At 69.9% G+C, this 26,952-nt stretch carries 24 protein-coding genes; 9 read left to right on the top strand and 15 right to left on the bottom strand.

All coding sequences use genetic code 11. The features are described 5' to 3' along the window. Positions 1-366, top strand: coding sequence for a cupin domain-containing protein (locus AC1HFW_RS26710; RefSeq protein WP_006391045.1), 366 nt, complete (start codon positions 1-3; stop codon positions 364-366). Positions 367-373: 7 nt separating this feature from the next. Here the strand turns inward: AC1HFW_RS26710 and AC1HFW_RS26705 are convergent, their stop codons facing one another. After that, positions 374-892, bottom strand: coding sequence for an MgtC/SapB family protein (locus AC1HFW_RS26705; protein ID WP_006391046.1), 519 nt, complete (start codon positions 890-892; stop codon positions 374-376). A 126-nt stretch (positions 893-1,018) separates the two neighbouring features. Between AC1HFW_RS26705 and AC1HFW_RS26700 the strand changes: the two genes are divergently transcribed. Next, positions 1,019-1,795, top strand: a complete 777-nt coding sequence (locus AC1HFW_RS26700) for a short-chain dehydrogenase/reductase (RefSeq protein ID WP_061073511.1) — start codon at positions 1,019-1,021, stop codon at positions 1,793-1,795. A 13-nt stretch (positions 1,796-1,808) separates the two neighbouring features. Here AC1HFW_RS26700 and AC1HFW_RS26695 read toward each other — a convergent pair whose 3' ends face one another. Beyond that, entirely contained in the window at positions 1,809-2,498 is a 690-nt protein-coding gene (locus AC1HFW_RS26695; protein ID WP_479285788.1) for an HAD family hydrolase, read from the bottom strand. 176 nt (positions 2,499-2,674) lie between these two features. On the opposite strand from AC1HFW_RS26695, the gene AC1HFW_RS26690 reads away from it, so the two are divergent. The 4 genes from AC1HFW_RS26690 (at position 2,675) to AC1HFW_RS26675 (ending at position 7,685) form a co-directional block, all read left to right on the top strand. After that, positions 2,675-3,379, top strand: coding sequence for a DNA-3-methyladenine glycosylase family protein (locus AC1HFW_RS26690; protein WP_479285786.1), 705 nt, complete (start codon positions 2,675-2,677; stop codon positions 3,377-3,379). Then, a complete protein-coding gene (locus AC1HFW_RS26685; RefSeq protein WP_479285784.1) occupies positions 3,343-4,059 on the top strand; it encodes a 2OG-Fe(II) oxygenase in 717 nt (238 codons plus the stop codon). The genes AC1HFW_RS26690 and AC1HFW_RS26685 overlap by 37 nt, the downstream gene beginning before the upstream one ends. 70 nt (positions 4,060-4,129) lie before the next feature. After that, positions 4,130-6,769 carry an aconitate hydratase AcnA gene (gene acnA / locus AC1HFW_RS26680; protein ID WP_479285782.1) on the top strand — a complete coding sequence of 880 codons (2,640 nt, stop codon included), beginning with the start codon at positions 4,130-4,132 and terminating at the stop codon, positions 6,767-6,769. Positions 6,770-6,788: 19 nt separating this feature from the next. Further along, on the top strand, positions 6,789-7,685 hold the full coding sequence (locus AC1HFW_RS26675; protein WP_006391052.1) for a GntR family transcriptional regulator: 897 nt from the start codon (positions 6,789-6,791) through the stop codon (positions 7,683-7,685). 52 nt (positions 7,686-7,737) lie between these two features. Here the strand turns inward: AC1HFW_RS26675 and AC1HFW_RS26670 are convergent, their stop codons facing one another. The 7 genes from AC1HFW_RS26670 to AC1HFW_RS26640 all read right to left on the bottom strand — a co-directional run bounded on the left by AC1HFW_RS26670 (position 7,738) and on the right by AC1HFW_RS26640 (position 16,884). Further along, positions 7,738-10,197 (bottom strand): TonB-dependent siderophore receptor, encoded by a 2,460-nt coding sequence (locus tag AC1HFW_RS26670; RefSeq protein ID WP_479285780.1) that lies wholly within the window; start codon positions 10,195-10,197, stop codon positions 7,738-7,740. Between the two features lie 118 nt (positions 10,198-10,315). After that, positions 10,316-11,269, bottom strand: a complete 954-nt coding sequence (locus AC1HFW_RS26665; protein WP_479285778.1) for a FecR domain-containing protein — start codon at positions 11,267-11,269, stop codon at positions 10,316-10,318. Next, positions 11,266-11,787 (bottom strand): sigma-70 family RNA polymerase sigma factor, encoded by a 522-nt coding sequence (locus AC1HFW_RS26660; RefSeq protein ID WP_241068787.1) that lies wholly within the window; start codon positions 11,785-11,787, stop codon positions 11,266-11,268. The genes AC1HFW_RS26665 and AC1HFW_RS26660 overlap by 4 nt, the downstream gene beginning before the upstream one ends. Positions 11,788-11,865: 78 nt before the next feature. Beyond that, entirely contained in the window at positions 11,866-14,331 is a 2,466-nt protein-coding gene (locus tag AC1HFW_RS26655; RefSeq protein ID WP_479285777.1) for a TonB-dependent siderophore receptor, read from the bottom strand. A 111-nt stretch (positions 14,332-14,442) separates the two neighbouring features. Continuing rightward, positions 14,443-15,456 (bottom strand): FecR domain-containing protein, encoded by a 1,014-nt coding sequence (locus tag AC1HFW_RS26650; RefSeq protein WP_479285775.1) that lies wholly within the window; start codon positions 15,454-15,456, stop codon positions 14,443-14,445. Beyond that, complete coding sequence (locus tag AC1HFW_RS26645; protein WP_116522736.1) at positions 15,453-15,962, bottom strand: sigma-70 family RNA polymerase sigma factor; 510 nt, start codon at positions 15,960-15,962, stop codon at positions 15,453-15,455. The genes AC1HFW_RS26650 and AC1HFW_RS26645 overlap by 4 nt, the downstream gene beginning before the upstream one ends. Positions 15,963-16,083: 121 nt before the next feature. Next, positions 16,084-16,884 (bottom strand): LysR family transcriptional regulator, encoded by an 801-nt coding sequence (locus AC1HFW_RS26640; RefSeq protein WP_006391059.1) that lies wholly within the window; start codon positions 16,882-16,884, stop codon positions 16,084-16,086. Between the two features lie 114 nt (positions 16,885-16,998). On the opposite strand from AC1HFW_RS26640, the gene AC1HFW_RS26635 reads away from it, so the two are divergent. After that, on the top strand, positions 16,999-17,733 hold the full coding sequence (locus AC1HFW_RS26635) for an SDR family oxidoreductase (protein WP_006391060.1): 735 nt from the start codon (positions 16,999-17,001) through the stop codon (positions 17,731-17,733). Positions 17,734-17,802: 69 nt separating this feature from the next. Here AC1HFW_RS26635 and fhuE read toward each other — a convergent pair whose 3' ends face one another. The 4 genes from fhuE to AC1HFW_RS26615 form a co-directional block, all read right to left on the bottom strand. Further along, positions 17,803-20,199, bottom strand: a complete 2,397-nt coding sequence (gene fhuE, locus AC1HFW_RS26630; RefSeq protein ID WP_479285772.1) for a ferric-rhodotorulic acid/ferric-coprogen receptor FhuE — start codon at positions 20,197-20,199, stop codon at positions 17,803-17,805. A gap of 141 nt (positions 20,200-20,340) precedes the next feature. Next, positions 20,341-21,336, bottom strand: coding sequence for a FecR family protein (locus AC1HFW_RS26625; protein WP_061074495.1), 996 nt, complete (start codon positions 21,334-21,336; stop codon positions 20,341-20,343). Between the two features lie 52 nt (positions 21,337-21,388). Further along, positions 21,389-21,892 (bottom strand): RNA polymerase sigma factor, encoded by a 504-nt coding sequence (locus AC1HFW_RS26620; protein WP_479285770.1) that lies wholly within the window; start codon positions 21,890-21,892, stop codon positions 21,389-21,391. A gap of 97 nt (positions 21,893-21,989) precedes the next feature. Next, a complete protein-coding gene (locus tag AC1HFW_RS26615; RefSeq protein ID WP_006391064.1) occupies positions 21,990-22,232 on the bottom strand; it encodes a hypothetical protein in 243 nt (80 codons plus the stop codon). Between the two features lie 303 nt (positions 22,233-22,535). Here AC1HFW_RS26615 and AC1HFW_RS26610 point away from each other — a divergent pair, with 303 nt between their 5' ends. Beyond that, the gene (locus tag AC1HFW_RS26610; protein WP_116522734.1) at positions 22,536-24,614 is read left to right on the top strand and encodes a PTS sugar transporter subunit IIC/EAL domain-containing protein; all 2,079 of its coding nucleotides are present in this window, start codon (positions 22,536-22,538) and stop codon (positions 24,612-24,614) included. Here the strand turns inward: AC1HFW_RS26610 and AC1HFW_RS26605 are convergent. Further along, positions 24,607-25,446, bottom strand: a complete 840-nt coding sequence (locus AC1HFW_RS26605) for a prohibitin family protein (RefSeq protein WP_420534876.1) — start codon at positions 25,444-25,446, stop codon at positions 24,607-24,609. The genes AC1HFW_RS26610 and AC1HFW_RS26605 overlap by 8 nt on opposite strands. Positions 25,447-25,773: 327 nt before the next feature. Here AC1HFW_RS26605 and AC1HFW_RS26600 point away from each other — a divergent pair, with 327 nt between their 5' ends. Next, positions 25,774-26,226, top strand: a complete 453-nt coding sequence (locus AC1HFW_RS26600) for an anti-virulence regulator CigR family protein (RefSeq protein ID WP_479285769.1) — start codon at positions 25,774-25,776, stop codon at positions 26,224-26,226. A 19-nt stretch (positions 26,227-26,245) separates the two neighbouring features. Here AC1HFW_RS26600 and AC1HFW_RS26595 read toward each other — a convergent pair whose 3' ends face one another. Further along, positions 26,246-26,875 carry a DMP19 family protein gene (locus AC1HFW_RS26595; RefSeq protein WP_479285767.1) on the bottom strand — a complete coding sequence of 210 codons (630 nt, stop codon included), beginning with the start codon at positions 26,873-26,875 and terminating at the stop codon, positions 26,246-26,248. Positions 26,876-26,952: the final 77 nt, after the last annotated feature.

The following is a 26,952-nucleotide window of genomic DNA, read 5'->3' as shown; positions in this document are numbered from 1 at the left end:
ATGTCCGCCACCGCCATCAACCTGGCCCGCAAACTCTCGCTGATCCAGGAACACTGGACGCCCAAGGTCATCGCCGAGATGAACGACTACCAGTTCAAGCTGGTCAAGCTGCACGGCGAATTCGTCTGGCACGCCCATGCCGATACCGACGAGACGTTCATCGTGCTCGAAGGCCGGCTGCGCATCGAACTGCGCGACGGCCACATCGACCTGGGTCCCGGCGAGATGGCCGTGATCCCCAAGGGCGTCGAACACAAGCCCTGTGCCGAACACGAAGTGCACGCCATGCTGATCGAGCCGCGCGGCGTGCGCAATACCGGGGATCAGGGCGGCGAACGCAGCGCGCCCAACGACGTCTGGATCTGAGGCGGGCTCAGGGACGGTCGGACTCGATCAGCCGCTTCTCGCTCTTGCCGGCGATCCGCGCCTCGACCCGCCGCAGCACCGCCAGCACGAACAGCGCCATCGCCGTGCTGGCCACGGCCGTGGCCTCGCGGCCCATGCCGGCGGCCACGCCGATGGCGGCGGTCATCCAGATGCTGGCGGAGGTCGTCAGGCCGCGGATCTCGCGTTCGTCGCTGAGCTTGATGATGGCGCCCGCGCCGAGAAAGCCGATGCCGGCGATGACGCCCTGCAGCACGCGGCTGAGGTCGCCAACCTGCATGCCGTTCTGCAGCGGCACCAGCACGAAGATGGCCGCGCCCAGCGCCACCAGCATGTGGGTGCGCAGCCCGGCGGCCTTGCCCATGCGTTCGCGCTCGTAGCCGAGCAGGCCGCCCAGGATCACCGCCATGCCCAGCCGCAGCACGATGCGGGTGGCTTCGCCGACATCGGGAATGTCGGCGAATTCGCTGCGCAAGGTGCTCCAGACTTCCAGCCAGATTTCCGCCATCGCCGTCTCCCGCCTGCAGGTGTGCGCGTCCAGCATAGCAGGCCGGCGCTGGCGTGGCGCCGGCCATCTGGTTTACAACGTCATCCTGGTCCGCGCTACGACGGACGCGATCGCGAGGAGCTTGGAATGGATCTGCAGCTGGAGGGCAAACGCGTACTGGTCACGGGCGCGTCCAAGGGGATAGGCCTGGCCTGTGCCATGGCGTTCGCGCGGGAAGGCGCCGAGCCGATCCTGGCGGCGCGCGACGATGCGGCGCTGCAGGCCGCCGCCGCCGCGATCGCCGCGCAGACCGGCCGGCAGGCCCGCACGCTGGCGGTCGACCTGGCGCAACCGGGCGCGGCGGCGCGCGTGGTCGAGCGCACCGGCGCCATCGACATCCTCGTCAACAACGCCGGCGCGGTGCCCGGCGGCGCGCTGGACCAGGTAGAGGATGCGCGCTGGCGCGCCGGCTGGGACCTGAAGGTGCATGGCTACATCGACCTGGCGCGCCACTATTACCCATTGATGCGCACGGCCGGCAATGGCGTCATCGCCAACATCATCGGCATGGCCGGCGCGGCGCCCCGCGCCGACTACATCTGCGGCGCGGCCGCCAACGCCTCACTGATCGCGTTCACGCGCGCCCTGGGCGGCGACGGGCCGCGCCACGGCGTGCGCGTGTTCGGCGTGAATCCGTCGCGCACCCGCACCGACCGCGTGCTGACGCTGGCCAAGCAGCGCGCGCAGGCCCGCTGGGGCGATGAATCGCGCTGGCAGGAAACCCTGAACGACCTGCCCTTCGGCCGCCTGATGGAAGCGGACGAGGTGGCCGACATGGTGGTGTTCGGCGCCTCGCCGCGCGCCGGCTACCTGAGCGGCACGGTGATCGACCTGGACGGCGGCGAGCAGTACGCCGGCCGCTGATCCGGTCTCCGAATCAGCGCGTCGCGGCCCAGCCGGCCAGCAGGGCCGGCAGTTGCGCCATGTCGGTGAACACGTGCGCCACGCCCACGTCGCGCAGCGCCTCGGGGCCGCTGTGGCCGTTGTCGCTGGGGCTGTAGCCGAACACCGTGGCGCCCGCCGCCACGCCGGCGGTGGCGCCGGTGACGGTGTCCTCGACCACGGCGCAACGGCGCGGGTCCACGCCCAGCGCGCTGGCGGCGGCCAGGTAGACATCGGGATAGGGTTTGCTGCGCGGCATTTCGTGGCCGCTGAAGACGCGCTCGGCGAAACAGTCGGCGATGCCGACCTTGGCCAGTTGCAGTTCGACCTTGCGGCGGTCGGCGCCCGAGGCCACCGCGATGCGGCCGTCCAGCGTCCGGTGCAGCGCGCGCACCGCGTCCGGCGCGCCCGGGATTTCCAGCAGCTCGCGGTCCAGCGCGGCGTTGCGGCGCTCGCGGAATTGCGCGAACCAGTCGGGCGACAGCGCCACGCCGGTGCGCGCCTGGATCAACGGCAGTTCGTCGCGCACCGCCTTGCCGGTGAAGATGCGGGTGGCCTCTTCGAAGGTGATCGCCCAGCCCAGCTCGTTGAGCATCTCGGTCAGGACGCGGGCGGTGATCGGCTCGGAATCGACCAGGACGCCGTCACAATCGAACAGCACGGCGTCAAACGGAAAATCAGTCATTGCAGGCAGCGGGAAAGGGGTCCATGAAGCCGACAAGCATACTGCACGGCCCATGCCCGCCGCAGTCACGGGCGCGCGCCGCGGCCGCAAGCAACGGAGTGCCGGCGGCGGCCCGAGCCGTTATGCTGTCCTTCGCCGGCCCCCCGCCCCGCCCAGCCCACCGAATCCCGCCTCCCATGACGCCACCCGATACCGCCCCGACCGCCGCCCGGCGCCGCAAAGCCGCCGCCGCGCCGGAAACCCTGCCGACGCCGGTCCTGTTCGAGCGCGCCGCCCGCCACCTGGCCGCGCTCGACGCCGACTGGGCCCGCCACGTCCAGGCCATCGGCCCCTGCCTGCACGCGTCGCGGCCGGCGCGCGAGCCCTACGAGGCGCTGGTGCGCGCCATCGCCTACCAGCAGTTGCATGCCCGCGCGGGCGACGCCATCCTCGGCCGGCTGCTGGCGCTGTATCCCGGGCAGGCCTTCCCGCGGCCACGGACGCTGCTGGATACCGACCCCGAGGCCCAGCGCGCCTGCGGCTTTTCGGCGACCAAGCTGGCCACCATCCGCGGCATCGCGCAGGCGGCGCTCGACGGTGTGATCCCCGAGCGCGACGAAGCGCTGGCGATGAGCGACGAAGCCCTGATCGAACGCCTGGTGGCGCTGCGCGGCGTGGGCCGCTGGACCGTGGAGATGCTGCTGATCTACACGCTCGAGCGCATGGATATCCTGCCGGTGGACGACTATGGCGTGCGCGAGGGCTACCGCCGCCTCAAGCGCCTGGACAAGGCGCCGTCGCCCGCCCAGATGCGGGCGATTGGCGAAGCCTTCAGCCCGTACCGCACGATCGCCGCGTGGTACCTGTGGCGCATGCCCGCGGCGCCGACGGCATCGCCATGAACGTCGCCGGCCATCCGCTGGACCGCTACGACTGGCCCCGGATCCTCGACCAGCTGGACGCCGAAGGCTGGGCGCCCCTGCCCGCGCTGTTCAGCCCATCGCAGGCGCGCGCGCTGGCGCGGGCTTTCGACGATCCGGCCGCCGCCCGCATCACCGGCGAACGCGATGAACGCCGCGCGCTGCTTCTGCCCGCGCCGGCGCCGCTACGCGACCTGCCGCGCGCCCTGTATGCGCGGCTGACGCCGCTGGCGCAATCCTGGGCGCAACGGCTGGGCCGCGACATCCGCTATCCGCCGGCCCCGGATGCCGGGCGGGCCGCGCCGGACGCCGACCCGGCCGTCCTCACCCGCCTGCGCCTGGACGGCCGTGAAGCGCTACGGCATGCCCACGGCGAAACGGCCTTCCCCATCCTGCTGGTGGCGCTGCTGTCCGATCCCGCCCACGACTTCAGCGGCGGCGAATTCGTCATGACCGAGCAACGCCCGCGCCAGCAGTCCCGCCCCCTGGTGCTGCCGCTGGGCCTGGGCGACGCCGCCCTGATCGCCGCGGCCCACCGCCCCATCCGGGGCGCGCGCGATGACTACCGCGCCACCTTGCGCCACGCCGTCAGCCGGGTGCGCGGCGGCGAACGCCATGGCCTGGAACTGCCCCTGGACGGCCACGAATCCGTCCCCGAATAACGCCCTGGCTCCAGGGTCGACGGCCCCTCCAGATTGCATTTTGCATATTCAATATGCAAAACTAGCGCCCATGGAAAATCCCGCCCCCTCCCTGCGCCATGCCGGCTTCACGCTCGACGGCGTCGCCTACACCCACATCGACATGGCCGGCATGTACGGCCCGGACTACCACCGCCTGCCCGTGGTGCTGCGGCTGCTGCTCGAAAATGCGCTGCGCAACATGCGCGGCGCCGAGCGCGATGCCGCCGTGGCCGCCCTGTTCGCCTGGCTGGCCGACGGCACCAGCGAGGCCGAGATCGCCTTCCAGCCCGGCCGCGTGCTGATGCACGACACCACCAGCACGCCGGCGCTGGTCGACATCGCCGCCATGCGCGACGCGCTGGACGAGGCCGGGGTCGATCCGCGCGCGCTCAATCCGGTGCTGCCGGTGGACGTCTCGGTGGACCACTCGCTGGCCGTGCAGGCCTATGCGCAGCCCGACGCGGCCGCGCGCAACCTGGCCCTGGAACTACGCCGCAACGCCGAGCGCTACCGCTTCCTGCGCTGGGCCTCGAAGGCGCTGTCGAACGTGCGCATCCATCCGCCCGGCACCGGCATCATGCACACCATCAACCTGGAGCAACTGGCCACGGTGGTCTGCGACGACCGCGGCGCGCTGCACCCGGACATGATGATCGGCACCGACAGCCACACGCCGATGATCAACGGCATCGGCGTGCTCGGCTGGGGCGTGGGCGGCCTGGAAGCGCAGACGGTGATGTTCGGCATGCCGACCATGCTGCGCATCCCGGACGTGATCGGCGTGCGCCTGACCGGCGCGCTGGCGGCCGGCGTCACCGCCACCGACCTGGCGCTGACCGTCACCCAGCGGCTGCGCGCGATCCAGGTGTCGGGCGAGTTCGTGGAGTTCTTCGGCCCGGGCGTCGCCACGCTGTCGGCCGGCAGCCGCTGCGTGGTCGCCAACATGGCGCCCGAATACGGCGCCACCACCGGCTACTTCCCGATCGACGACGCCACTCTTGCCTACCTGCGCCAGACCGGCCGCGACGCGGCCCACGTCGCGCGGGTCGGCGCCTACGCGGTCAGCGCCGGCCTGGCGCTGGATCCGGCGGCCACGCCGCGCTACACCCGGGTCATCGAGATCGCGCTGGACCAGGTGCGGATGCACGTGGCCGGCCCCACCCGGCCGCAGGACCTGCGTCCCTACGGCGAGACGCGCGAGATCCTCGCCAGCCTGGCCTTCACGCCCAAGGCGGTCTCGCCGCTGCCGCGCCACGCCATCGCCATCGCCGCCATCACCAGCTGCACCAACACCTCGGACCCGCGCCTGCTGGTCGCCGCCGGGCTGCTGGCGCGCAAGGCGCGCCAGGCCGGGTTGGCGGTGCCGGCCTGGGTCAAGACTTCGCTCGGCCCCGGCTCGCCCGCCGCCGCCGACTATCTGCAACGCGCCGGACTGCTCGACGACCTGGAAGCGGTCGGGTTCGGCATCGTCGGCTACGGCTGCACCACCTGTATCGGCAATTCCGGACCGCTGCCGGACGCGGTGCGCGCCGGCATGGCCGACGGCGCGATTCACCCGGTGGCGGTGCTGTCAGGCAACCGCAACTTCACCGGCCGCATCCACCCCGATCTGGACCTGGGCTTCCTGATGTCGCCGCCGCTGGTCATCGCCTTCGCGCTGGCCGGCGACGCCGAACGCGACCTCAGCCGGGAACCGGTGCAGGTCGCGCCGGACGGCCGCGCGGTGCACCTGCATGAGCTGTGGCCGCGCGAGGACGAGATCGACGCGGCGCTGGCGCAGGGCCTGCGCGCCGACGATTTCCAGCGCGCCTTCCGCGTCGCCAGCGCCAACCCCGGCTGGCAGGCCTTGCAGTCGCCGGACACGCCGCGCTTTCCGTGGGACCCGGCCTCGACCGCGCTGCGGCGGCCGCCGTTCGCCAGCGCCGGTCCCGCCAGCCAGCTGGGCCGCTACGCCGCCTATCCCCTGCTGGTACTGGGCGACGACGTCACCACCGACCACCTGTCGCCGGCCAGCGCCATTCCGCCCGATAGCCTGATCGCCGATTTCCTGGTGGCGCAGGGCGACGACCGCGACGACCTGAACGTGTTCGCCTCGCGCCGCGGCAATTGGCAGGTGATGATGCGCGCCGCCTTCTACAGCAAGAGCCTGGCCAACCTGCTCAGCCCCGGCGCGCCGGTCGGCCATACGCTGCACGCGCCCAGCGGCGCCATCGAGCCGATCTGGGAAGCCGCCGAACACTATCGCCGCGACGGCGACGCGGTGGTGCTGCTGGCGGGCGAACGCTTCGGCACCGGCTCGTCGCGCGACTGGGCCGCCAAGGGCCAGCGCCTGCTGGGCATCCGCGCGGTGCTGGCGGTCAGCTTCGAGCGCATCCATCGCTCGAACCTGATCGGCATGGGCATCTTGCCGCTGCGCCTGCCGGCGGGCGTCACGCCGCACAGCCTGGCCATCCAGCCGGGCGACCGCCTCGAGATCGATTGCCCGCCGCAGCGCCTGGCGCCGCGTCAGCCGGTCGCGGTGCGCCTCTTGCGCGCCGATGGCCGCGAGCAGGCCCTGCAGGCCACCGCCGCGGTGGAAACGCAATTGGAACAGCACTTGCTGCGGATGGGCGGCGTGATTCCGGCTATCCTCGCGGATACGCTTGGCGCCGCGAACCTGGCGCCGTCCGAGACGGCCCCGCGGGGCTGAGGCCCACTTTCCATCCCCCATGAGCGCGCAGACCCATACCGCCAGCAAGATCCTGGAGCTGATCCGGCAGGACCGCCTGACCGACGGCGCGCACCTGAGCGCGCAGAAACTGGCCGACCGCCTGCGCCTGTCGCGCTCGCCGGTCAACGACGCGCTGGGCCTGCTGGAGGCGCACGGCATCGTGGCGCGCAAACCCAACCGCGGCTACTTCCTGCAGCGGGACCACGACGCGCTGGCGCGCACGTCCGCCGAGCTGGCGCCGCCAGCCGCCGAGGACATCGTCACGCAAAGCTATTTCCGGCTGGCCGACGAGCTGCTGCGCGGCGTGCTGCCGATGCAGTGCAGCGAAGCGCTGCTGCGCACCCGCTACGCCCTGACGCAGGCGCAGACCCAGGCGCTGCTGGCGCGCGTGGCGCAGGAAGGCTGGGCGCAGCGGCGCCCCGGCTATGGCTGGGAATTCTCGTCCATGATGACCACGCCCGACAGCCTGCTGCAGTCGTACCGGTTGCGCCTGGCGCTGGAACCCGCGGCCCTGCTCGAACCGACCTACCGCATCGACAAGAGCGTGCTGGCGCGTTGCCGCGCCGCCGAACGCCACCTGCTCGACGGCGGCATCGACAGCGACAGCGCCGACCAGCTGCACGAGCGCGGCGTGCGCTTCCACGAGTCGCTGGTCGAGGCCTCGGGCAACCCGTTCTTCATCGACACCATCAAGCGCGTCAACCGCGTGCGCCGACTGCTGTCGTACCGTTCGATGCAGGACCGCAGCCGCTATCGCCAGCATTGCGAGCAGCACCTGGAAATCCTCGACCTGCTGGAGCGCGAGCGCAACGAAGCGGCCGCCGAGGCGTTGGCCAGCCACCTGCGCAGCACGCTCGACAACCTGGCGCGCATCCGCGGCATCCTGGCGGCCTAGGCAGCCAGCGGATCAGGGCCAGCGGGCCGCCTGGCGGCCCGCCGCGAAGCCATCAGAAATCCATCGACGCCGACAGCATCAGCGTGCGCGGCACGCCCTGCGAGATGGTGCCGTAGGACGCCACACCCGACCAATAGGCGCGGTTGAACACGTTGACGACATTGGCGCGCAGGGTCACTGCCTTGCCATCGACGCGCGTGACGTAGCGCGCGCCCAGGTCGAACGTGGTCCACGAGGGCACCGACTGCGTGTTGGCCTGGTTGACGTATTCCTTGCCGGTGTGGATCACCCCGCCGGTCAGCGTCAGCCCGGCGACCCAGGGGGTATCCCATTCCGCGCCCAGGTTGGCGGTGAAGCGCGGCACGCCCACGGGCTGGTTGCCGCGCGTGGCGGGGTTGCTGGTGCGCGTCAGCTCGGCATCCAGGAACGTCACGCCGCCCAGCAGGCGCAGGCCGTGCAGCGGCTCGCCCGACAGGTTCAATTCCAGGCCGCGGTTGCGTTGCTCGCTGTCGGCGGCATACACGCCTGCCGTCAGTTGTCCGCTGGGCTTGGTGATCTCGAAGGCGCTCAGGGTCAGCATGGCGCTGTCGAAGTCGAACTTGACGCCCACTTCCTTCTGCTTGGACTTGTAGGGCTTGAACACCTGGCCGGCGTTCGATGCGGTGGCCGGCGCCACGTCGCCCTTGCTCAGCCCTTCGATGTAGTTGGCATAGAACGAGACGTTCTGCCAGGGCTTGAGCACCAGGCCGGCCAGCGGCGTGACCGCGCTTTCGTCGTAGCTGAGCGTGCGCGCGCCGGAGACGGGGTTGAAGTTGCGCGACTCGACCCGCTGCTGGCGCGCGCCCAGCGTCAGCTGGACGCGCTCGTCCAGCACGCTCAGGGTATCGGCCAGCGCAAAGCCGGTCAGGTCCGAGGACGACACCTTGGGCACGCTGGCGGGCGCGGCGATGTCCTGGCGGGGCCGCGCCACCGGGTCGTAGATATTCGACGACAGCGGCGTGCCGTTGACGCTGGCCTGCAGGTTGCGATCGCTATACAGCGTGCCCATGAAGGTGATGGCGTGGCGCACCGGGCCGGTGTCCAGCTTGGCGCGCAGGCCGGCGTTGTAGGTGCTGCGGTCGACCTGGAACTTGAAATGGTTGGGCGTCACCAGCGTGTCGCCGGCGGCGTTGACGATGGTCGGCGTCTGGTCGGACAAACGGTTGATGGTGGTGCTCGAGCCGCCCGCGTCGGCGAACACCGTCAGGCGGTCGCTGACGTCGTACTCGACGCGCAGCAGCGCGGATTCGCCCTGCGACTTCCACCAGCTCCACGCCTGGGTGGCGTTGCGGCGGCCGTCCGGCGCGTCCGGCACGCGCAGGCCCGTCGCCACCAGGAACGGCCGGGTGGGCGCGTCGACCTTTTCGTCCTGGATCAGCAGGTCGAGCGAGGCGCGCAGCTTTTCACCCTGGTAGTCCAGCGACAGCGCGCCGATGTCGGTGCGCGAATGCAGGTTGTCCAGCGGCGTGTCACCCCGGCGGTGCAGGCCGTTGACGCGCACGCCCCAGGCGCCATCGTCGCCGAAGCGGCGGCTCAGGTCGACGCGGCCGCCGAACTGCGACGACCCCGCGTAATCGGCCGACACCCGCGTCAGGTCCTCGGGCAGCGAGCGCTTGGGCACCATGTTGATGACGCCGCCCACGCCGCTGTTGGGCGACATGCCGTACAGCAGCGCCGCCGGTCCCTTCAGCACCTCGACCCGCTCGATGTAGTCGGTGAACACGTGGTAGTTCGGCGCCACGCCGTAGACGCCGTCGAAAGCGATCTCGCCCAGGTTGCCTTCGCCTATCGGAAAGCCGCGGATGTAGAACGAGTCGGTCACGCCGCCGATCTGGCCGGTGAAGCGCACCGAGGAATCGACGTTCAGCGCGTCGGCCAGCGTCACCGCCTGGCGGTTGGCCAGCAGGTCCGAGGTGTAGTTGGCGACGCTGAACGGCGTATCCATCACGTCGCGGTTGCCCAGCAGGCCCAGGCGGCCGCCGCGCGCCACCTGGCCGCCGCTGTAGCTGGCCGGCAGCGCCGAGGGATGCGCGTCGGCGCCCGTCACCACCACGTTCGGCAGCATCGTGGCATCGCCTTGCGGCGGCAGCTTGCGCAGCGAATAGGCGCCGCCGCCCTGCTCCGCCAGCGCGTAGCCGGAACTCGACAACAGCCGCGCGAAGCCCTCGCGCACCGTGTAGACGCCATTCAGGCCGTCGCTGTGCTGGCCCGCCAACAGGGCCGGATCGAACGACAGCGGCACGCCGGCGGCGGCGGCGAAGCGGGCCAGTGTGTCGCCCAGCGGGCCGGCGGGAATCGCGTAGGGCTTGCCGCTCGCCGCGCTGACGCCATCGGCGGCGCGCGCCGGCTGCGAGGCCGCCGACGCCAGCGCCAGCGCCACGCCCAGGCCAAGGGCGCGCACCGCGGCCCGCGTGGACGACGACGAGGTCCGCGCGCGGCGGACGGACAGGGAACGGGAGTAACGGCTTGCCATGAGGGATCCTTCGTGGGCGGGGCATCGCGGTCGCGCCGCGACGATTCACCCGGTACACCGGACGAAGGCGGAAAAAGTGTCAGGGAATCGGCGATTAATTTGTAACGGCCGCGCGCCCTCAGCGCGCCGCTACGGTGACCCAGTACGGCGTCATGCGCTGGATCCGCACCGGCAGCGTCTTCTCCAGCAGGCGCAGGCCGGCGTCGGTGTCGTTCAAGGGAAAGGCGCCCGACACGCGCAGCTCGGCCACCGCCGGATCGCAGCGCAGGAAACCGCGGCGGTAGCGCGCCAGTTCCGCGACCAGGTCGGCCAGGCGCCAGTTGCGCGCGGCCAGCATGCCGTCCTCCCAGGACACCAGGGCGGCGTCGGCGGCCGACTCGGGCTCGATCCGCTCCGCGTCGAACACGGTCTGCTGCCCCGCCCGCAACACGCGCTGCGCGTCGCTGGCGGCCGGCCGGATCGCCACCGCGCCCTCGAACACCGCGACGCGGATGCCGTCGCGCTCGTCCCGCACCATGAAGCGCGTGCCCAGCGCCTGCACCGAACCTTGCGCGGTGCGCACGATGAACGGCCGATGGACCGGCGCCGGGTCCTTGCCGGTGGTCAGCAGGATCTCGCCCGCGCGCAGCCAGATCACGCGCTGTTCGGCGGTGTACTGGATATCCACGGCGGTGGCGGTGTTCAGCAGCAGGCGGGTGCCGTCGGCCAGTTGCATGCGCCGCTGCTCGCCGGTGGCGGTGCGCGCGTCGGCGCTCCATTCGTGCCACGGCAGTTCGCGCCACGCCAGCCAGGCCGCCGGCCCCAGCAGCAGCAGGCCCGCGACGCCGCGCAGCGCCTGGCGCCGTCCGGGCCGGTCCAGCTGGCGCAGCGTGCGCGCGCCCAGTTCGGGCGGCACCTGCCCGAAGCTGCGCAGCATGTCTTCCACCCGCGCCCAGGCGGCGGCGTGCGCCGCGCTGCGGCCGCGCCAGCGCTCGAAGGCCGCGCGGTCCGCGGCCGACAGGGTCTCCGACTGGAAGCGCACCAGCCAGCCGGCGGCCTCTTCCAGGACCGCCGCATCCGGCGCGGCGCTCACGCGGCGCCGCCCTGGTGGGCGATGAGGCAGGCGGTCAGCGCCTTCTGCATGTGGCGCTTGACCGTGGCCAGCGACACGCGTTGCGCGCGGGCGATGTCGGCATACGCCATGCCGTCGAACTGCGAGGCCAGGAAGATGGCGCGGGTCTTGGCGGGCAGCGTGCGCAGGGTGGCGTCGATGGCGTGCAGCGTTTCCAGGATCAGCGCCCGCACCTCGGGCGAAGGCGCCTCGCCCGGCGGCAGCTGCGCGGCCGCGCTTTGATAGGCGTCTTCGAGCGCGCGGCGGCGCCAGTGGTCCACCACCAGGCCCTTGGCGATGTGGGTGAGCAGCGCGCGCGGCTCGTCGCCGCCGCCGGCGCGCACCCGCGCCGCCATCAGGCGCACGAAGGTGTCGTGGGCCAGGTCGGCGGCATCGAACGAGTTGCCGAGCTTCTTGCGCAGCCAGACGGAGAGCCAGCCGTGATGTTCGCGATAGATCCGCGTGACGGTGTCGGTGGGCAGGGAATCGGTCGAGGACACGGCGCGTCTCGCGGTGGAATCTAAATGGGAATTGTTACTATTTTATCCCATTCCGGATTCCCGATTCCCGCCGCCCTCCTACAGCTTGGGGGTGTAGCGCACGGTCAGCATGACATTGCGCGGCTCGCCGTAGTAGTTGTTGCTGCTGAGCGTGTTGTAGGACGGCACGTAGTATTTCTTGTCGAAGACGTTGTTCACGTTCAACCCGACGCTCACCTCCGGCGTGGCCTGGTAGCCCAGGCGCGCGTTCCAGACGGTGAAGCCGGCCAGCGCGAACTTGCGGTCGGAGCTCAACGTATGCGTCTGCGTGTTGACGCCGGCGCCCACGCTCAGGCGGTTCCATTCGCCCGGCAGCTTGTAGTTGGCCCACAGGCGCAGCATGTGCTTGGGGGTCCAGGTGTTGAAGATCTTGCCCTCGTTGTCGGGATCGGCCAGGTACTTGGTGGTGTTGTAGGTGTAGCCGGCGAACAATTGCAGTCCCTGGATCACCTCGCCCGACACTTCCGCCTCGAAGCCCTGGCTGCGCACTTCGCCTGCCGCCCGCGAGCAATACCAGCCATCGCACGCGAAGCCGCTTTCGTAGTCGGTCACCGCGCGGTTCTTGTGGTCGTAGCGGAACACGGCCAGCGCCACGTTGACGCGGCCATCCGCCAGCTCGCCCTTCACCCCGGCTTCGTAGTTGGCGCCTTCCACCGGCTTGAGCAGCCCGCCCGAGACGGTGCGCTCGGTCTGCGGTTCGAACACCGACGAATAGCTGGTGTAGACCGACCAGCTGTTGTTCAGCGCGTAGACGATGCCCGCATAGGGAATGACGCGGCCGGACTCCGTGGTGGCCGAGGTCTCGCCGGCGGACCGGTAGGCAAAGTCGTACCAGCCCACGCGGCCGCCGCCGATCAGCGCCAGCGACTCGGTGGGCTTGATGCGCCACGTGCCGTAGATGCCCTTCTGGCGGATGTCGTAGCTGCTGCGGCTGTCATAGCCGCTGGCCGCCGCGATGGAGTCGATGTCCTGCCAGGGCCGGTTGTGGTCGATATCGAAGATGTTGCCGTCGCTATCGCTCCAAGCCCGCGTGAAGCGGTCCTGCGTGGTGAGCTTGGAATAGTTCGCGCCCAGCACCACTTCCTGCTTCATGCCCAGCGCGGTGAAATCGCCGCTGACCGACATGTCCAGGCCACGCTGCCGGCTGTTGAAATCCACGCCGAAATTGCCATAGGACAAGCCGCTGCCATCGCGCTGCACCGAATCGGCCACGCGCTGGTGCACGCTGGTGTTCTTCTCGTTCATGGCGACGCCGCCCAGCTTGAAGCGCCAGGCGTCGTTGAAGCGGTGGTCCAGGTCCGCGTAGAACACGGTCTGGTCGTTCTTGGCGCGGTTCCAGGTCGAGCCGGTGAAGGTCGAGCGCGGCAGGTCGATATCGCCGCCGTCGGCGAAGCGCGGATAGCCCACCAGCATGGGGCGCGAACGGCTGAAACGATTGCTGACCGCGATGCCCGCCGTGGTGTCGGCGCTGATGTCGTAGTCCAGCGCGGCGTACACGTTGCGCGTCTTGTCCCACACGTAGTCGGTGTACGAATGGCTGCGCTCGTCATCCAGCACCACGCGGCCGCGCAGCGAGCCCGAGGCATTCAAGGGGCTGCCGGCGTCCAGTTGCAGGCCGTAGCGGTCCCAGGAACCGACCTTGCCCGTCACCACCACGGACGGCTCCGCGCCGGCGCGCTTGCGCACCAGGTTGACGGCGCCGCCGGGGCTGCCGGCGCCTTGCAGCAGGCCGGCCGCGCCGCGCAGGATTTCGACGCGGTCATAGAACACCAGCGAATCCTGCTCCCAGTTGCCCAGGCTGTAGTTGTTGCGCAGCAAAGGCACGCCGTCGTATTGCAGCATGTCCACCGGGAACCCGCGCGCGTTGATCGCGATGCCCGGGCCCACGCCCTGCACGCCCACCATGCCGGTGGTGTTGTTGATCGCATCCGGCAGGCTGGTCATGTCCTGGTCGTCCATCCGCTGGCGCGTCAGGATGGTGACGGACTGGGGAATGTCCTTCAGCGCCTGCGTGGTCTTGCCGATGGTGGCGGCGGACGAGGTGTAGGAACCCGTGCCATCGGTGGTGGCCTGGTAGCTGCCGGTGACCGTCACGGGCGCCAGCAGCGCCGCCTGCGGATCGACCGCGCGGCGCAGGCGATAGCCGCCTTCGGCGCGCGCCACGGCCTGCAGACCGGTGCCCGCCAGCAGACGCTCGAGCGCGGCATCGACCGGATAGGTCCCCGTCACGCCCTCGGTGCGCACGTCGCGGGTCAGCGCCGGATCGGACGCCACCATCACGCCCGCCTGCATGCCGAACGCGCCCAACGCGCCGCCCAGCGCGCCGGCCGGCACCGAAAAGGAGACGGTGCGCGGCGCGGCCTGCGCATGGACCTCGGCAACGGCGCCGGCGGCAACCATCAGCGGCAATGCCAGGGACAGGGCGGCGCGCAACCGCGTGCTCGCCGGAACGCGGCGGCGGGAGGCTTTCACGGCGGAAACCGCGGGCGGGATGAGGCGAGGCATGAAGAAGGATCCTGTGTCATGAGGGGTCGGCGCCGCCCGTCGTCGGGGCTGCTTTCCCTACATGAAGCGCGAGATCCGCCATTACGCCGTTTCAGTTACACATTGGCCGCGTCAGGCCAGCCCGACGTTGATCCAGTAGCGCGTGTAGCGCCGCACCCGCACCGGCAATACCTCTTGCAGCATCGCCAGGACCTGGTCCGTATCCGCCACGGGAAACGCGCCCACCACGCGCAGCGACGCCGCGTCCGGGGAGCAGCGCAACACGCCGGCGCGATAGCGTCCCAGTTCGGCCAGGAAATCGGCCAGCGGCATGGCGTCGGCCAGCAGCATGCCGTCGAGCCAGGCCGACACCTCGGGGCGCAGCGCGGCCGCGTCGAAGGCGCCGGCGCGCGAGAATTCGGCCTGGCTGCCGGCCGCCACCCGGCGCGGCGCGCCGCCCGCGGGCCCGCTGTCCACGTCCACCGCCCCTTCCAGCACCGCCACCCGCGCGCGGCCTTCGCCCAGGTCGCGCACCAGGAAACGCGTGCCCACCGGCGTCACCACGCCCGCGCGGGTGCGCAGCGAGAACGGCCGGCCCAGGGGATCGTGGGCGGTGGTCACCAGGATCTCGCCTTCCAGCAGCACCAGTTCGCGCCGGGTATCGGTATAGCGCAGGTCGAGCGCGCTGCCGGCATTGAGTTCGACGCGGGTGCCGTCCGCCAGCGTGAGGCTGCGGCGTTCGCCCGTGCCGGTGCGCAGGTCGGCCGCCAGGCCGCGCAGGGCCTCGCGATCGCTCGCCACCCAGGTGCCCACCCCAACGCCGGCCGCCGCCACCATCCAGCGGATCGCGTTGCGGCGCGAACGGATCAACGGCGCCTGCTGCAGCGCGCGCGAGGCCACGCCCGCTCCCGCCTGCTGCACGCCCTGCGACACCCCTTGCGTGAGCGCGACCAGGCGTTGCCAGGCCAGGTCATGGGCGGGCAGCGCCTGGCGCCAGCGCTCGAAGTGGGCGCGGTCCGCCGGCGTCGCGCCGTCGCGCAGGCGCGCCCACCAATCGGCCGCCTGGCGGATCACCTTGGGATCGATCTTGCCGGCCTCCGGCGCGTGCGGCCGCAGCAGGCGGCTGCCCTCGGCGCGGCCGCTCAACCGTACACCGCGGCGTAGCAGCGCACCAGGGCGCGGGCCAGCGATTTCTGCACGGCGTTGGGCGTGAGGCCCAGGCGCTCGGCGATCTCGCCGTTGGACATGCCGTCGAGCTGCGCCATCAGGAAGATGCGGCGGCTGGTCATCGGCAGCGTATCGAGCAGCTCGCAGACCTGCTCCAGCGCCTCCAGGATCAGGGCGCGGGCCTCGACCGAGGGCTCCACCGGCACCGGCTGCAAGGCCAGCGATTCGGCGTAGGCGGTCTCGAGCGCGGCGCGGCGCGCACGGCCGATCAGGAGGCGGTTGGCGATGGTGCGCAGGTAGGCGCGCGGTTCGCTCAGGGGTTCGGCGGGATGGGCGCGGATCAGCCGTTCGAAGGTGTCGTGCGCCACGTCGGCGGCATCCGATGCGTTGCCCAGCTTGCGCTGCAGCACGGCGCGCAGCCAATGGTGGTGGGCCAGATAAATGGACTGCGCCTCGGCATGGGGCGCGCAGGAAGAGGAAGGCATCGCGATCCGGCCTCGGCCGGTCCACCGGGGCAGTTGAGATAATGGAAATTATTCTCAATTATAAATGGACTGGCCCTTTTCACCAGGCCTGCCCGGCAATCCCGGCGCCTTGCGCCCTTGGTTACTGCCGCGGCGGCTGGCTCAACTGTTCGGCCAGCAACGCCAGCGCCGGCTTGTCCAGCGCCTGCGCCGCATAGCACAGGCCGACGCGGCGCGACAGCGCCAGCCCGTCGAGATCCTGGGCCGCCACGCCTGGCTGCTGCGCGATCAGCGAGCGCGGCGCGATGCAGGCGCCGACGCCGGCCGCGGCCAGTTCCAGCGCCAGGCGCAACGAGCCGGCCTGCGCGGCGGGCGCGCCGGCGGCCGCGCCGTAATACGGCAGCAGGCGTTGATGGCTGGGGTGGTCGGGACAGACGATCCATCGCGAAGCCGCGCCGTCGCTGCCTTCGGCCGGCAGCGCGATGGCGCAGGGGTCGTCCCACAGCGGCACGAACAGTTCGTCCTCGCAGCGCTCGTCCTCGGTCGCCAGGCGGGCGTCGCCGACGCAGCCTTCCAGCAGGTGCAGCAGCAGATTGGGCACCGCCTGCCGCGCCCGCGCCACGAAGGCGCGCACGTGCGCGCCCGCGATCTCGCCCTCGACGCCGATGCGCAGCTCGGCCAGGTGGGCATCCTGGCGGAACTGGCGCGCCATCGACTCGGTCTGCGCCACCAGGCGGCGCGCCTGCGGATACAGGATGCGGGCCTCGTCCGTGACCGACACGCCGCGCGCCTGGCGCTCGAACAGCTGCGTGCCCAGCAGGCTTTCCAGGCTCTTGATGGTGCCCGACAGGGCCGGCTGGCTCAGGTGCAGCCGCTGCGCGGCGGCGGTGATGTTGCGTTCCTCGAAGACCGCGATGAAGGCGTTGAGCTGGCGGCTATCCATAAGTTTTCCCGATTGATGCGAGAAGAATAAACCATTTTTCAAGCGCAAAAGCCAGGCCTAGAATGGTTTTCAGCCCCCCTGGCATATGAATAACCAATACCTGGAGTCTCCACCATGACTACCCCCCAACGCCCCCTCGTCGTCGTCACCGGCGCCAGCTCCGGCATCGGCCTGGCCACCGCCCGCCTGTTCTCGTCGCATGGCCACCCGCTGCTGCTGCTGGCGCGCCGCCTGGCGCCGATGCAGGCCCTGAACCTGCCGAACACGCTGGCGCGCCAGGTCGACGTGACCGACCGCGCCGCGCTGGCCGCCGCCCTGCGCGAGGCCGAGGCCCAATACGGCCCCGCCGACGCCATCGTCAACAATGCCGGCGTCATGCTGCTGGGCGACATCACCCGCCAGGATCCCGCACAGTGGGACCGCATGCTGGACGTGAACGTCAAGGGCCTGCTCAACGGCGTGCACGCCGTCGCCGCCGGCATGGCCGAGCGCGGCCACGGCACCATCATCAACATCAGCTCGGTGGCGGGCCGCAAGACCTTCCCCAACCACGTCGCCTACGTCGGCACCAAGTTCGCCGTGCACGGCCTGTCGGAAAACCTGCGCGAGGAACTGTCGCCGCACAATGTGCGCGTGGTCACCATCGCCCCCGGCGCGGTCGAGACCGAACTGCTCAGCCACACCACCGACGAAGGCATCAAGAGCGGCTACCAGGACTGGAAGGCCGACATGGGCGGCAAGGTGCTGGCCGCCGAGGACGTGGCCAACGCGGTGTACTACGCCTACTCGCAACCGCCCGGCGTGTGCATCCGCGAGATCGTGCTGGCGGCGACCCGCCAGCAGGCCTGAGGCAGGCGACCGGCGGACGCGACGCGTCCGTCGCGCCCCGCGCGCCGGCGCGGGGCACGCCCCGGAGCGCTAGAACGTCGCCTTCAGATTCAGGAACACACTGCGCGGCTCGCCGTAATAGACCTGGTTGGCCACGCCGCCCAGGTAGTACTTCTTGTCGAACAGGTTGTTCACGTTCAATTGCGCCGACAGGCGGGCATTGAAGTCGTAGCGCGCCATCAGGTTGAACAGCGCGTAGGCCTTCTGCCTGGCGGTGACGTTGCCGTCGTCCAGCTCCACGTTGGTGTAGGTGCTGATCTGCCAATTGACGCCGCCGCCCAGCGTCAGCTTGCTCCACGCGCCCGGCAGGCGGTAGGTCGTGAACAGCATCGCCGTGGCGCGCGGGCGTTCGGTGTTGACCGACACGCCATGCACGTCGCGGCTGGTGTAGTACGTGCCGCCCAGCGTCGTGTTCCAGCCCGGCGCCAACTGGCCGGTCACTTCCATCTCGATGCCGCGCGTGGTGACGCCGTCGGCCGTCTTGTAGGCGCCGTCGGTCGACCCCGGCACCATGTAGCCCGCGTCCGGCACGCCCGTCTTGCTTTCCTTGACCTTGAACAGCGCCAGCGAGGCATTGAGCCTGCCGTCGAGGTACTCGCCCTTGACGCCGACTTCGTAATTCTGCCCCTCGACCGGATCCAGGTAATTGCCGTTGCGGTCGCGATAATCCTGCGGCTGGAAGATGTCGGTGTAGCTGGCGTAGGCCGAGTAAGTGCTGTTGATGTCGTAAACCAGGCCGGCGTAGGGAATCAGGCGCGAATCCTTCTGGTCGCGCGTGGGCGAACGCGACTGCCAGGTCGCGTAGCGGCCGCCGGTGATGAGGGTCAGGCTGTCGCTGAGCGACCAGCGCGCCGCGGCATAGGCGCCGCGCTGGTGCGTCACGGTGTCGCGCAGCGTCGACGTGGTCCAGTCGGGCTGCGGATACTTGCCATCCCAGTCGTAGAACGATCCGGTGTCTGGCATGGCGCCGGCGCGGCCATAGCTGTAGAAGTCCTCGCTGTAGCGGCTGCGCATCGCGCCCAGCACCAGTTCATGGCGGCGGCCCAGCAACTGGAACGGCCCCTTGACCTGCAGGTTCAGCGCGGTCTGCTGCGCGTAGGAATTCCAATACCCCGGCAACGCGCGCAAACCCGTGCCGGTCTCGCGGTCGGGCTGGCCATACAGGTACAGCAGCTTGGCGTCGTACTTGCTCTTGCGCAGCGACCAGTCGGCCTTGGCCTCCCAGTCGTTGTCGAACCGGTGCGAGAGCGAGGCGAACGTGGTGCGCTGCGTGGTATGCCAGTAGGTCCAGTCCGCCGCGGTGGTTTTAGAGCGGCGCCAATCGGTGGGCGTGCCGTCGCTGAACACCACCGGCAGGCTGCCCCAGGTGGTGCCGCGCGGCCGCTTGTCCTGCGAGTCCATGCCGATGCTGAGCGTGGTGGACGGCGTCAGGTCGGCATCGATCACGCCGTAGAACACCTTCTTGTCGGCGTGGTAGAGATCGATGTAGGAATCCTTGTCCTGGTACAGCGCCACCATGCGCGCACGCACGCTGCCGGCCTCGTTCAACGGCGTGCTCAGGTCGAGCGAACTGCGGAACTGGTTCCATGAGCCGGCCCCGACGCTGACCGAACCGGTGAATTCGCGGCTGTTGGCATGCTTGCGCACCAGGTTGATCGAAGCCGACGGGTTGCCCGCGCCGGTCATCAGGCCGGTGGCGCCGCGCACCACCTCGATGCGGTCGTAGATGATGGAATCGTTGTCGGACTCGCCATACATCGACAGGCCGATCGTGGTGGGCACGCCATCGTATTGCAGGCTGTCGATGTTGAAGCCGCGCGACCAGAAGTCGGTGCGGTCGCTGTCCTCGGCCACCACCTGCACGCCCACCACGTTGCCCATCACCTCGTCGAGCGAACGCAGGTTCTGGTCCTCGATGCGCTGGCGCGTCACCACCGTGACGGACTGCGGCGTTTCGCGCAGCGACAGCGCCAGCCCGGTGGCCGCCGACGTGGCCGGCGTGGTGTAGGAACCCGACCCCTCGGTCACCGCGGGATCGCCGCTGCCCAGCACCTTCACCGGCGACAGGCTGGCCACCTCGCCGTCCCGCGTCAGCACGATGCTGTCGCCCTGCCAGCGATAGGCCACGCCCGTCCCCTGCAACAGGCGGGCCAGCGATTGCTCCGGACTGCCGCTCATGCGCAGGCCCGGCGTGCGCAAGCCCGCCACCAGCTCGGGCGCGTAGAACACGCGCTGGCGGGTCTGCGCGGCCCATTGCAGCAGGGCTTCGCCCAGCGGCATCGGGGCGATGTCGACCGCGACCGCGGGCGCCTGCGACTGGGCCTGGGCCGCGCCGCAGGCGCCGGCCGCCATGGCCAACGACAGCATCAGGGAGGAAAGGGCAAAGCGGGGCGTGGCGCGCGGGCGGCGCCTGGAAGAAGCATTCACGATCAGCAACGGTTTCGGTTCGGCGATAGACAGGAAAGTCCCTGCGTGGGGACGTGGCGCGACGCGCCTTCCTGGGTAGAACGATGCCGATGCGAAAAAACCTGAATGCCGGGCCCGATTATTTTGTAACGGCGCGGACGGCTAGCGCGCCGAGATGTCGATGGCGCCATCCGCCGCCGGCGTCAGCTTCACCGGCGTCACCGCCGGCAGCGCTTCCAACAGGGACTCGGGACGGTCCAGGCTGAACGAGGCCGATACGCGCAAGCGTCCGGTCTTGCTGTCGGCCAGCCGCAGGGGCGTGGCCAGATAGCGGTTCATTTCGCTGACCACCTCGGCCAGCGGCGCATTCTTGAACACCACCCGGCCCGTCTGCCAGGCCAATGCCGTATCGACATCGGTCGGCGCCGGCACGCCGATGGCGCCGCTGCCGGGCACGCGGATGCCGTGCCCGCCGCGCAGCACCGCCAGGCCGAGATTCCACCAATGGCCGCCGGTGACCTCCACCGTGCCGGACCGCACCAGCACGGTCACCACGTCCTCGTCGCGCCGGACGTCGAACACGGTGCCGGTCACGCGCACATCGCCACTGCCCGCGCGCACGATGAAGGGGCGTTCGGCTTCCGGGCTGACGCTGAAGAGGATTTCACCGCCCTGCAGCTCGATCTCGCGGCGGCCGGCGTAGAACTTGACCTCGGCCAGCGTATTGCCGTTGATGTCGAGCACGGAGCCGTCGGGCAGCGTGACCTGCTTGCGCTCGCCACGGTCGGCGCCGACCACGGTGGTGAAGGTGGGCGCCTCGCCCGGCAGGCTCCACCAGCCGGCCAACGCCACCAGCGCCAGCGCCGCGCAGGCGATGCCCACGCGCAGCGGCATCGCGACGCGGCGGCGCGACGGACGCGCCGGGACGGCTCCGCCCAGCAGCGCCCGCACCTGGTCTTGCGGCAGCTGTTCGGCCACCTTGCCCAATTGCTGCATCCGGTCGAATTCGCGTGCCGCGTCCGGCTGCTCGCGGCGCCAGCGCGCGAAGGCGCGGCGCTCGCGGCGCGTCATGTCGCCCGAATGCCAGCGGGCAAACCACCAGGCGGCGGTGGCGGGCTGGCTCGGGTCGTCGGCGTCACGGTAAAAAGACTCGGTCATCGTCGGCTGCCGTCCGCGCGCGGGCGCGGACATGGATTGAAGGAAAACTGCGTCATGGATTGTGCTCGCGCAGGCGCTCGCGCACGTGTTCGATCGCTCGCATGACATAGCGTTCAATCATATTCTTGGACAGGCCCATGTAGGTGGCCACCTCGGCCTGGGTCCAGCCCTCGATCCGGTTCAAGACGAATGCCTGGCGGCATTTGGGCGGCAGTTCACCCAGCACCCGCGCCAGGTCGTCGGCCAGCCGCGCCGCGCGCACCGGCGATTCCGGGTCGGTCTGCACAGGCTGGTCATGCTCGTCCAGTTCGTCCAGCGGGACGTGCTGCTCGCGCCGCTGGCGACGCCAGCGGTCGATCAACCGATGCCCGGCGGCCTGGAACAGATAGCCGCGGGCCTTGGCCGCCACGCTGCAGTCCGCCTTCAGCAGGTGTTCGATCGCGTCGTGGGCGGCGTCTTCGGCATCGTGCCGGTTGCCCGAACGGCGGCTCCAGGCGCCGATCAGCTCGTCATAGCAGGCGAGCCATCCGGGGCGGGTCGAGGCGGGGCGGGACATGGAACGATCCGGTGGCGTAGTGTGGCGACGCTGCGGATTTTACAAACAATTCTCATTACCGCAAGACGGCGGCCGCGCCGGCCTGCCCGCCAGCCGCTCAATAATCCATCGGCACGTGGCTTTGCGCCGCCCGCAACTCCTGGATGTGCCGCTCGGCCTCCTGGCGCTCGGCGGCCGGCGGCAGCGCGCGCCAACTCACCATGATGCCGGGCGCCTTGACCGGCATCCAGCCCAGCACGCTGTACAGCGTGATCGCGGTGTCGCCGGTGTCCAGCCGCGTCTCGTAATAGCCCTGCCGTTCCGGCGTCTTGTCGCCGGGCACCCACTCCAACTGCGACATCGTGTCTCCCTCTCGGTACAGCCTGTCCTGAAACCGCGGCTCCCGCCAAACAGGGGCTTGCGCCCGATGGTAGCGCGCCGCCCGTCTCCCGATACCCGCACGATGCGCCCGCTTTTCAATTCTTGACAGAGGGGAATCCCTAGGATTTTTCGGCGGCGCGATTGCTAAGTCGGGAACTCAGGCGCTAGGATGCGGCAAAGGATTCTTACAAACCGGAGGCCGGCGACGCTGCCGCGCCCCCGGGCCAGCCCGCCCTCGGTAGCGGGCTTCTGAGGGCGGACCGGTATGCCGACAACGAGCTTCATGCGCTATCCGAAAGACCGGTTGGCGGCCCTGGCCAGCGCAAGCGCGCTGCGCGCCATCCGCGAAGGACTGCTCTGGACGATGCCGTGCCTGCTCGTGTCGGCGCTGTTCCTGGTGCTGTCGGTGGTGGCGGGGCAGCTCGGCTTGTCCTCGACGGTGGTGCAGGAACTGGCCGCGGTGCACACCCGGCTCAACAGCGTCATGCCGATGCTGGTCAGCACCTCGGTCGGCTACATGCTGTCGATCCGCCACCGCGTGCCCAATCTGCCGGCGGCCTTCCTGTGCCTGTCGTACGTGGTGATCGCCGAGGGTCTGCTGGCGCCCTACCCGCACGCGGCCGCCACCCTGATCCTGAGCATCTCCATCCTGCTGCCGCTGGGCAGCCTGCCACTGCTGGCCTGGCTGCACCGGCGCCGCTGGACGCGGCTGGCGCCCGACGGCCTGATCGGCGAAAACGTGCGCGGCACCCTGAACATGGTGATACCGGGACTGCTGACCGCCGGCGCGGTGGCGCTCGCGGTCAGCGCGCTGATGCGGATTCCCGGCGTGGCGCAGTTCGACATCCCGCTCGACCTGGCCTCGCTCGACAGCCCCTTCACCACCGGCCCGATGACGGCCGCCCTGAACTCGATCTTCTGGTTCTTCGGCATCCACGGCTATCACGCGATGGCGCCCGTCATCGACGTGCTGGACCAGGCCACCGCCCTGAACGCGGCCAGCATCGCCGCCGGCCACGAGGGCATGTACGCGCTCAACGGCAGCCTGCTCGGCGCCTTCGTGTTCATCGGCGGCGCCGGGGCGACGCTGTCGCTGGTGGCCGCCATCCTGGTGTTCTCGCGCAGCGAATCGCTGCGGCTGCTGGCGCTGGCCAGCATTCCGGTATCGCTGCTGAACGTCAACGAGATCCTGCTGTTCGGCCTGCCGCTGATCCTGAATCCGCGGTTGCTGATCCCGTTCGTGCTGGCGCCGGTCTGCAACACGCTGGTGGCGCTGGCGGTGGTGCAGCTGGGCTGGATCCCGCCCGCCTCGGTCACGCTGCCGCTGACCTCGCCGGTGCTGCTGAACGCCTATCTCAGCGCGGGCGGCCACCTGGGCGGCGTCGTGCTGCAGGTGGTGCTGATCGCGCTGGGGACATGCATCTACGCGCCCTTCGTGGTCGCGCTGGAACGCCAGCGCAAGGCCGACGCCACCGTCTATTTCAAATCGCTCGACACCACCTTCCCGCGCCTGCAGGAGGAATCGCTGCTGTTCGCGCACGACCCGGTCGTCTCGACCTACACCAACCGCGCCCGCCGCAGCGCCGAGATCTCGCGCATCCGCACCATCAGCGAATACGACTTCTATCTCGAATACCAGCCGCAGGTGTCGCTGCGCAACGGCCGCTGCACCGGCTGCGAGGCGCTGCTGCGCGCCACCGGCCCGGAAGGCACGCAGCAGGCGCCGCTGGAATTCCTGCGCTGGCTGGCGCAGGCCGACCTGATGCGCGAAGTGGACCTGTGGGTGGCCAAGCAGGCGGTGCTGCAATGCCATGCCTGGCGCGAGGCGGGCTTCACCCTGCCCCTGACCGTCAACGTCACCAGCGGGACGCTGACCTCGGAGTCGTATCTGGACAAGCTCGTCAAGGTGCTGGAGCAGGCCCAGGGCCAGGTGTCGGTCGAGCTGACCGAGGACGCGCTGGTCGAGGACGCAGAGGCGCTGCACACGGCGTTCGACCGCCTGCACGGCATCGGTTGCAAGGTGTATATCGACGATTTCGGCACCGGCTACTCGGCGCTGAGCTATCTGCACCAGTTCGAGATCGACGCGGTCAAGATCGACCGCAGCTTCGTGCTGGCCCAGAGCAGCGCGCGCGGCGCCCAGGTGATGGGCGGCCTGCTGCGCTTCTGCGAGGCGCTGGACCTGCAGATCATCGTCGAAGGCGTGGAAACGCAGGAACAGCTGGCGGCGCTCGAATCCAGCGCCGAGATCATCGTGCAGGGCTGGTTCTACAGCAAGGCGCTGTCGGGCGAGCACCTGGTGGACTTCGCGCGGCGGCGCATGCCGGCCGCCGCGCGCAGCGACAACGCCGCCGCTATTTGATGCCGATGAACGGCAGGGCCGCGCCCGGCACCTGCGTGGCGGGCAGCACGCCGTCCCACTTCTCGACCGCGTTCAGGCTGACCAGGTTGGTGTTGGCGGCCAGCGCTTCGGCCTTGGCGCGGATCGCCGCCGCCTCTGCGTCGCCGCGCATGCGGATGCCGTCGGCCTCGGCGGTGAACTGCTGGCGGCGCGCGTCGGCTTCGGCCTTGGCCTTGACCACCTGGATCTCGGCGTTGATCATCGCCGTTTCCTTCTGCTGGCGGGTGGTCTCGATCTGCACCTGCGCCAGCATGCGCTGTTCGATCGAGTGCTCGTAGGCCTGCGAGAAGCCGACTTCCTCGATCTGCACGCCCACCACCTGCACCGGCGCGCCTTCCATGGTCTTGAGCACGGCGTTGTTCACGTCCAGGCCCAGCTTCTGGCGTTCCTGGATGGCGCGCACGGCGGTGTACTGGCCGAACACGTTCTTGACCGCGTCGGGCGTCTTGCGCTCGAGCACGCGCATCTGCAGGTTGTTGATGGTGCCGTATTCGGAATACAGCTCCGCGACATGCTCGGCCGGCACGCGGTACGTGACCGACACGCGCAGCGTGGCGGGCTGCTGGTCATAGCTGTAGGCCTCGAGCTTCTCGAACACGAAGGTGTGGTCGCGCACCGACACCGTCATCACGTTGTCGATGAACGGCGTCTTGAAATCCAGGCCGGGCTCGGACACGCGCACCAGCTTGCCATTGCGCAGCACCACGCCGCGCTCGCCCTGGTCCACCTGGAACCAGGAGCCAAACGCCAGGCACAGGATCAGCACGAACAGCACGCCCGTGATGATGCCCACCTTGAGGCTGCGCGGCTTGACGGACTTGACGATCTGGAGGTCGGTCGGCTTCACTTTTCAGTCCCTTTCTGATTTATTGCGTTTACGATCCGAGAGCACGGCGGTGATGCCGCGCGCAAGCAAATAGGCGACCACGGCCGCCCCCACCAAGATCAGGAAATATCGCATCTGGCATTCCCCCCCGGAATAGAAGCGAGCGATTCTAGCCCGAGTCAGCAGTGTGACAGGTTACGGTTGTTGCAATGAGAAAAACTGCTTGCCATTAGGACTGGCAAACGTTCCAGCCAGGCATTACGCTGTTTCAACCCCGATTCCGAGGCCTAACCCATGCGCCATACCATCGCTGTCTTTGTGACCATCCTGACCTGTAGCGCCGTGCTGGCGCCGACCGCCTGGTCGGCGCCACCCGAGAACCGCGGCAAGCCCGATCATGCGGGCCAGGGCCAGGGCCATGGCAATGGCAAGAACAAGGGCAAGGACGACGATGCCGACGTCAGCATCACCTTGAGCACGGCCGGCATCAGCATCTCGACCGCGCGCGGCTATGCGGTGCAGGCCGGCGCCACCGGCTACGGCGCGTTGCCGCCCGGCATCCGCAAGAACCTGGCGCGCGGCAAGCCGCTGCCGCCCGGAATCGCCAAGAAGATGGTGCCGGGCCCGATGCTGGCCCGGCTGCCCGTGCATGCCGGCTACGAATGGCGCGTGGCGGGCAGCGACCTGATCCTGATCGCCATCGCCACCGGCGTCGTCGCCGACGTGCTGGCGGGCGTGTTCGATTGAAGCGGCGCGCAACGCACGGCTAGTCGTAATACGCCAGGCCCAGGCGCGCCAGGTTGTCGGGGTATTCGAAGTAGGCCTCGTCCAGTTCCTGCAGCCGCGCCTGCTCGGCCTCGGTCATGGCGCCATAGATATCGTTGAGTTCGATCACCTCGGGCGCGGCCTCGAAGCGATCGATCAATCCGCGCATCCCGGCCAGGATGGCGTGCGTGCGCGTGGCGCCGATCTTGCCCAGCGCGAACAGCGCCAGCTGGCAGGTCGGGTCGCCCCAGTTGCACAGGAACTGCATGAAGCCGCCGTTGTTGATGTCGGCTTCCATGCGCCATAGCGCGACCAGTTCCTGCTCGCGCCGCGGCAGGCTGTCCAGCTTCCAGCGGGCGGCCTGCAATGCGGCCAGCGCGCGCTCGTAATGCGCATCCCACAGCAGGTCGCGCACGTTCAGCATGCCTTCGGGCGACGGCGCCAGCAGGCCGGGCCAGACCACGCCATGGTCGTCGTCCACCAGTTGCCATTGTTCGCGCTCGGCCGGGCTGCCTTTCTCCAGCCGGATGTGCCGCCGGATCGGCTCGCGCAGCTCGCGGCCGTCGGCCAGCGTCAGCAGGATGTGGGTCTCGGTCAGCGCGAGATGGCGGATGCGGTAATCGGCGGGCATGCTGTGTCTCGAAATGAAAGCGGCAGTGGCGGAACGCGCTGAAGATAACGGATCAGGCCGCGGGCGTCGAGGCGCCG

Source organism: Achromobacter sp. ISS7 (assembly GCF_056523125.1).
This window is presented reverse-complemented; position numbering and strand designations above follow the sequence as displayed.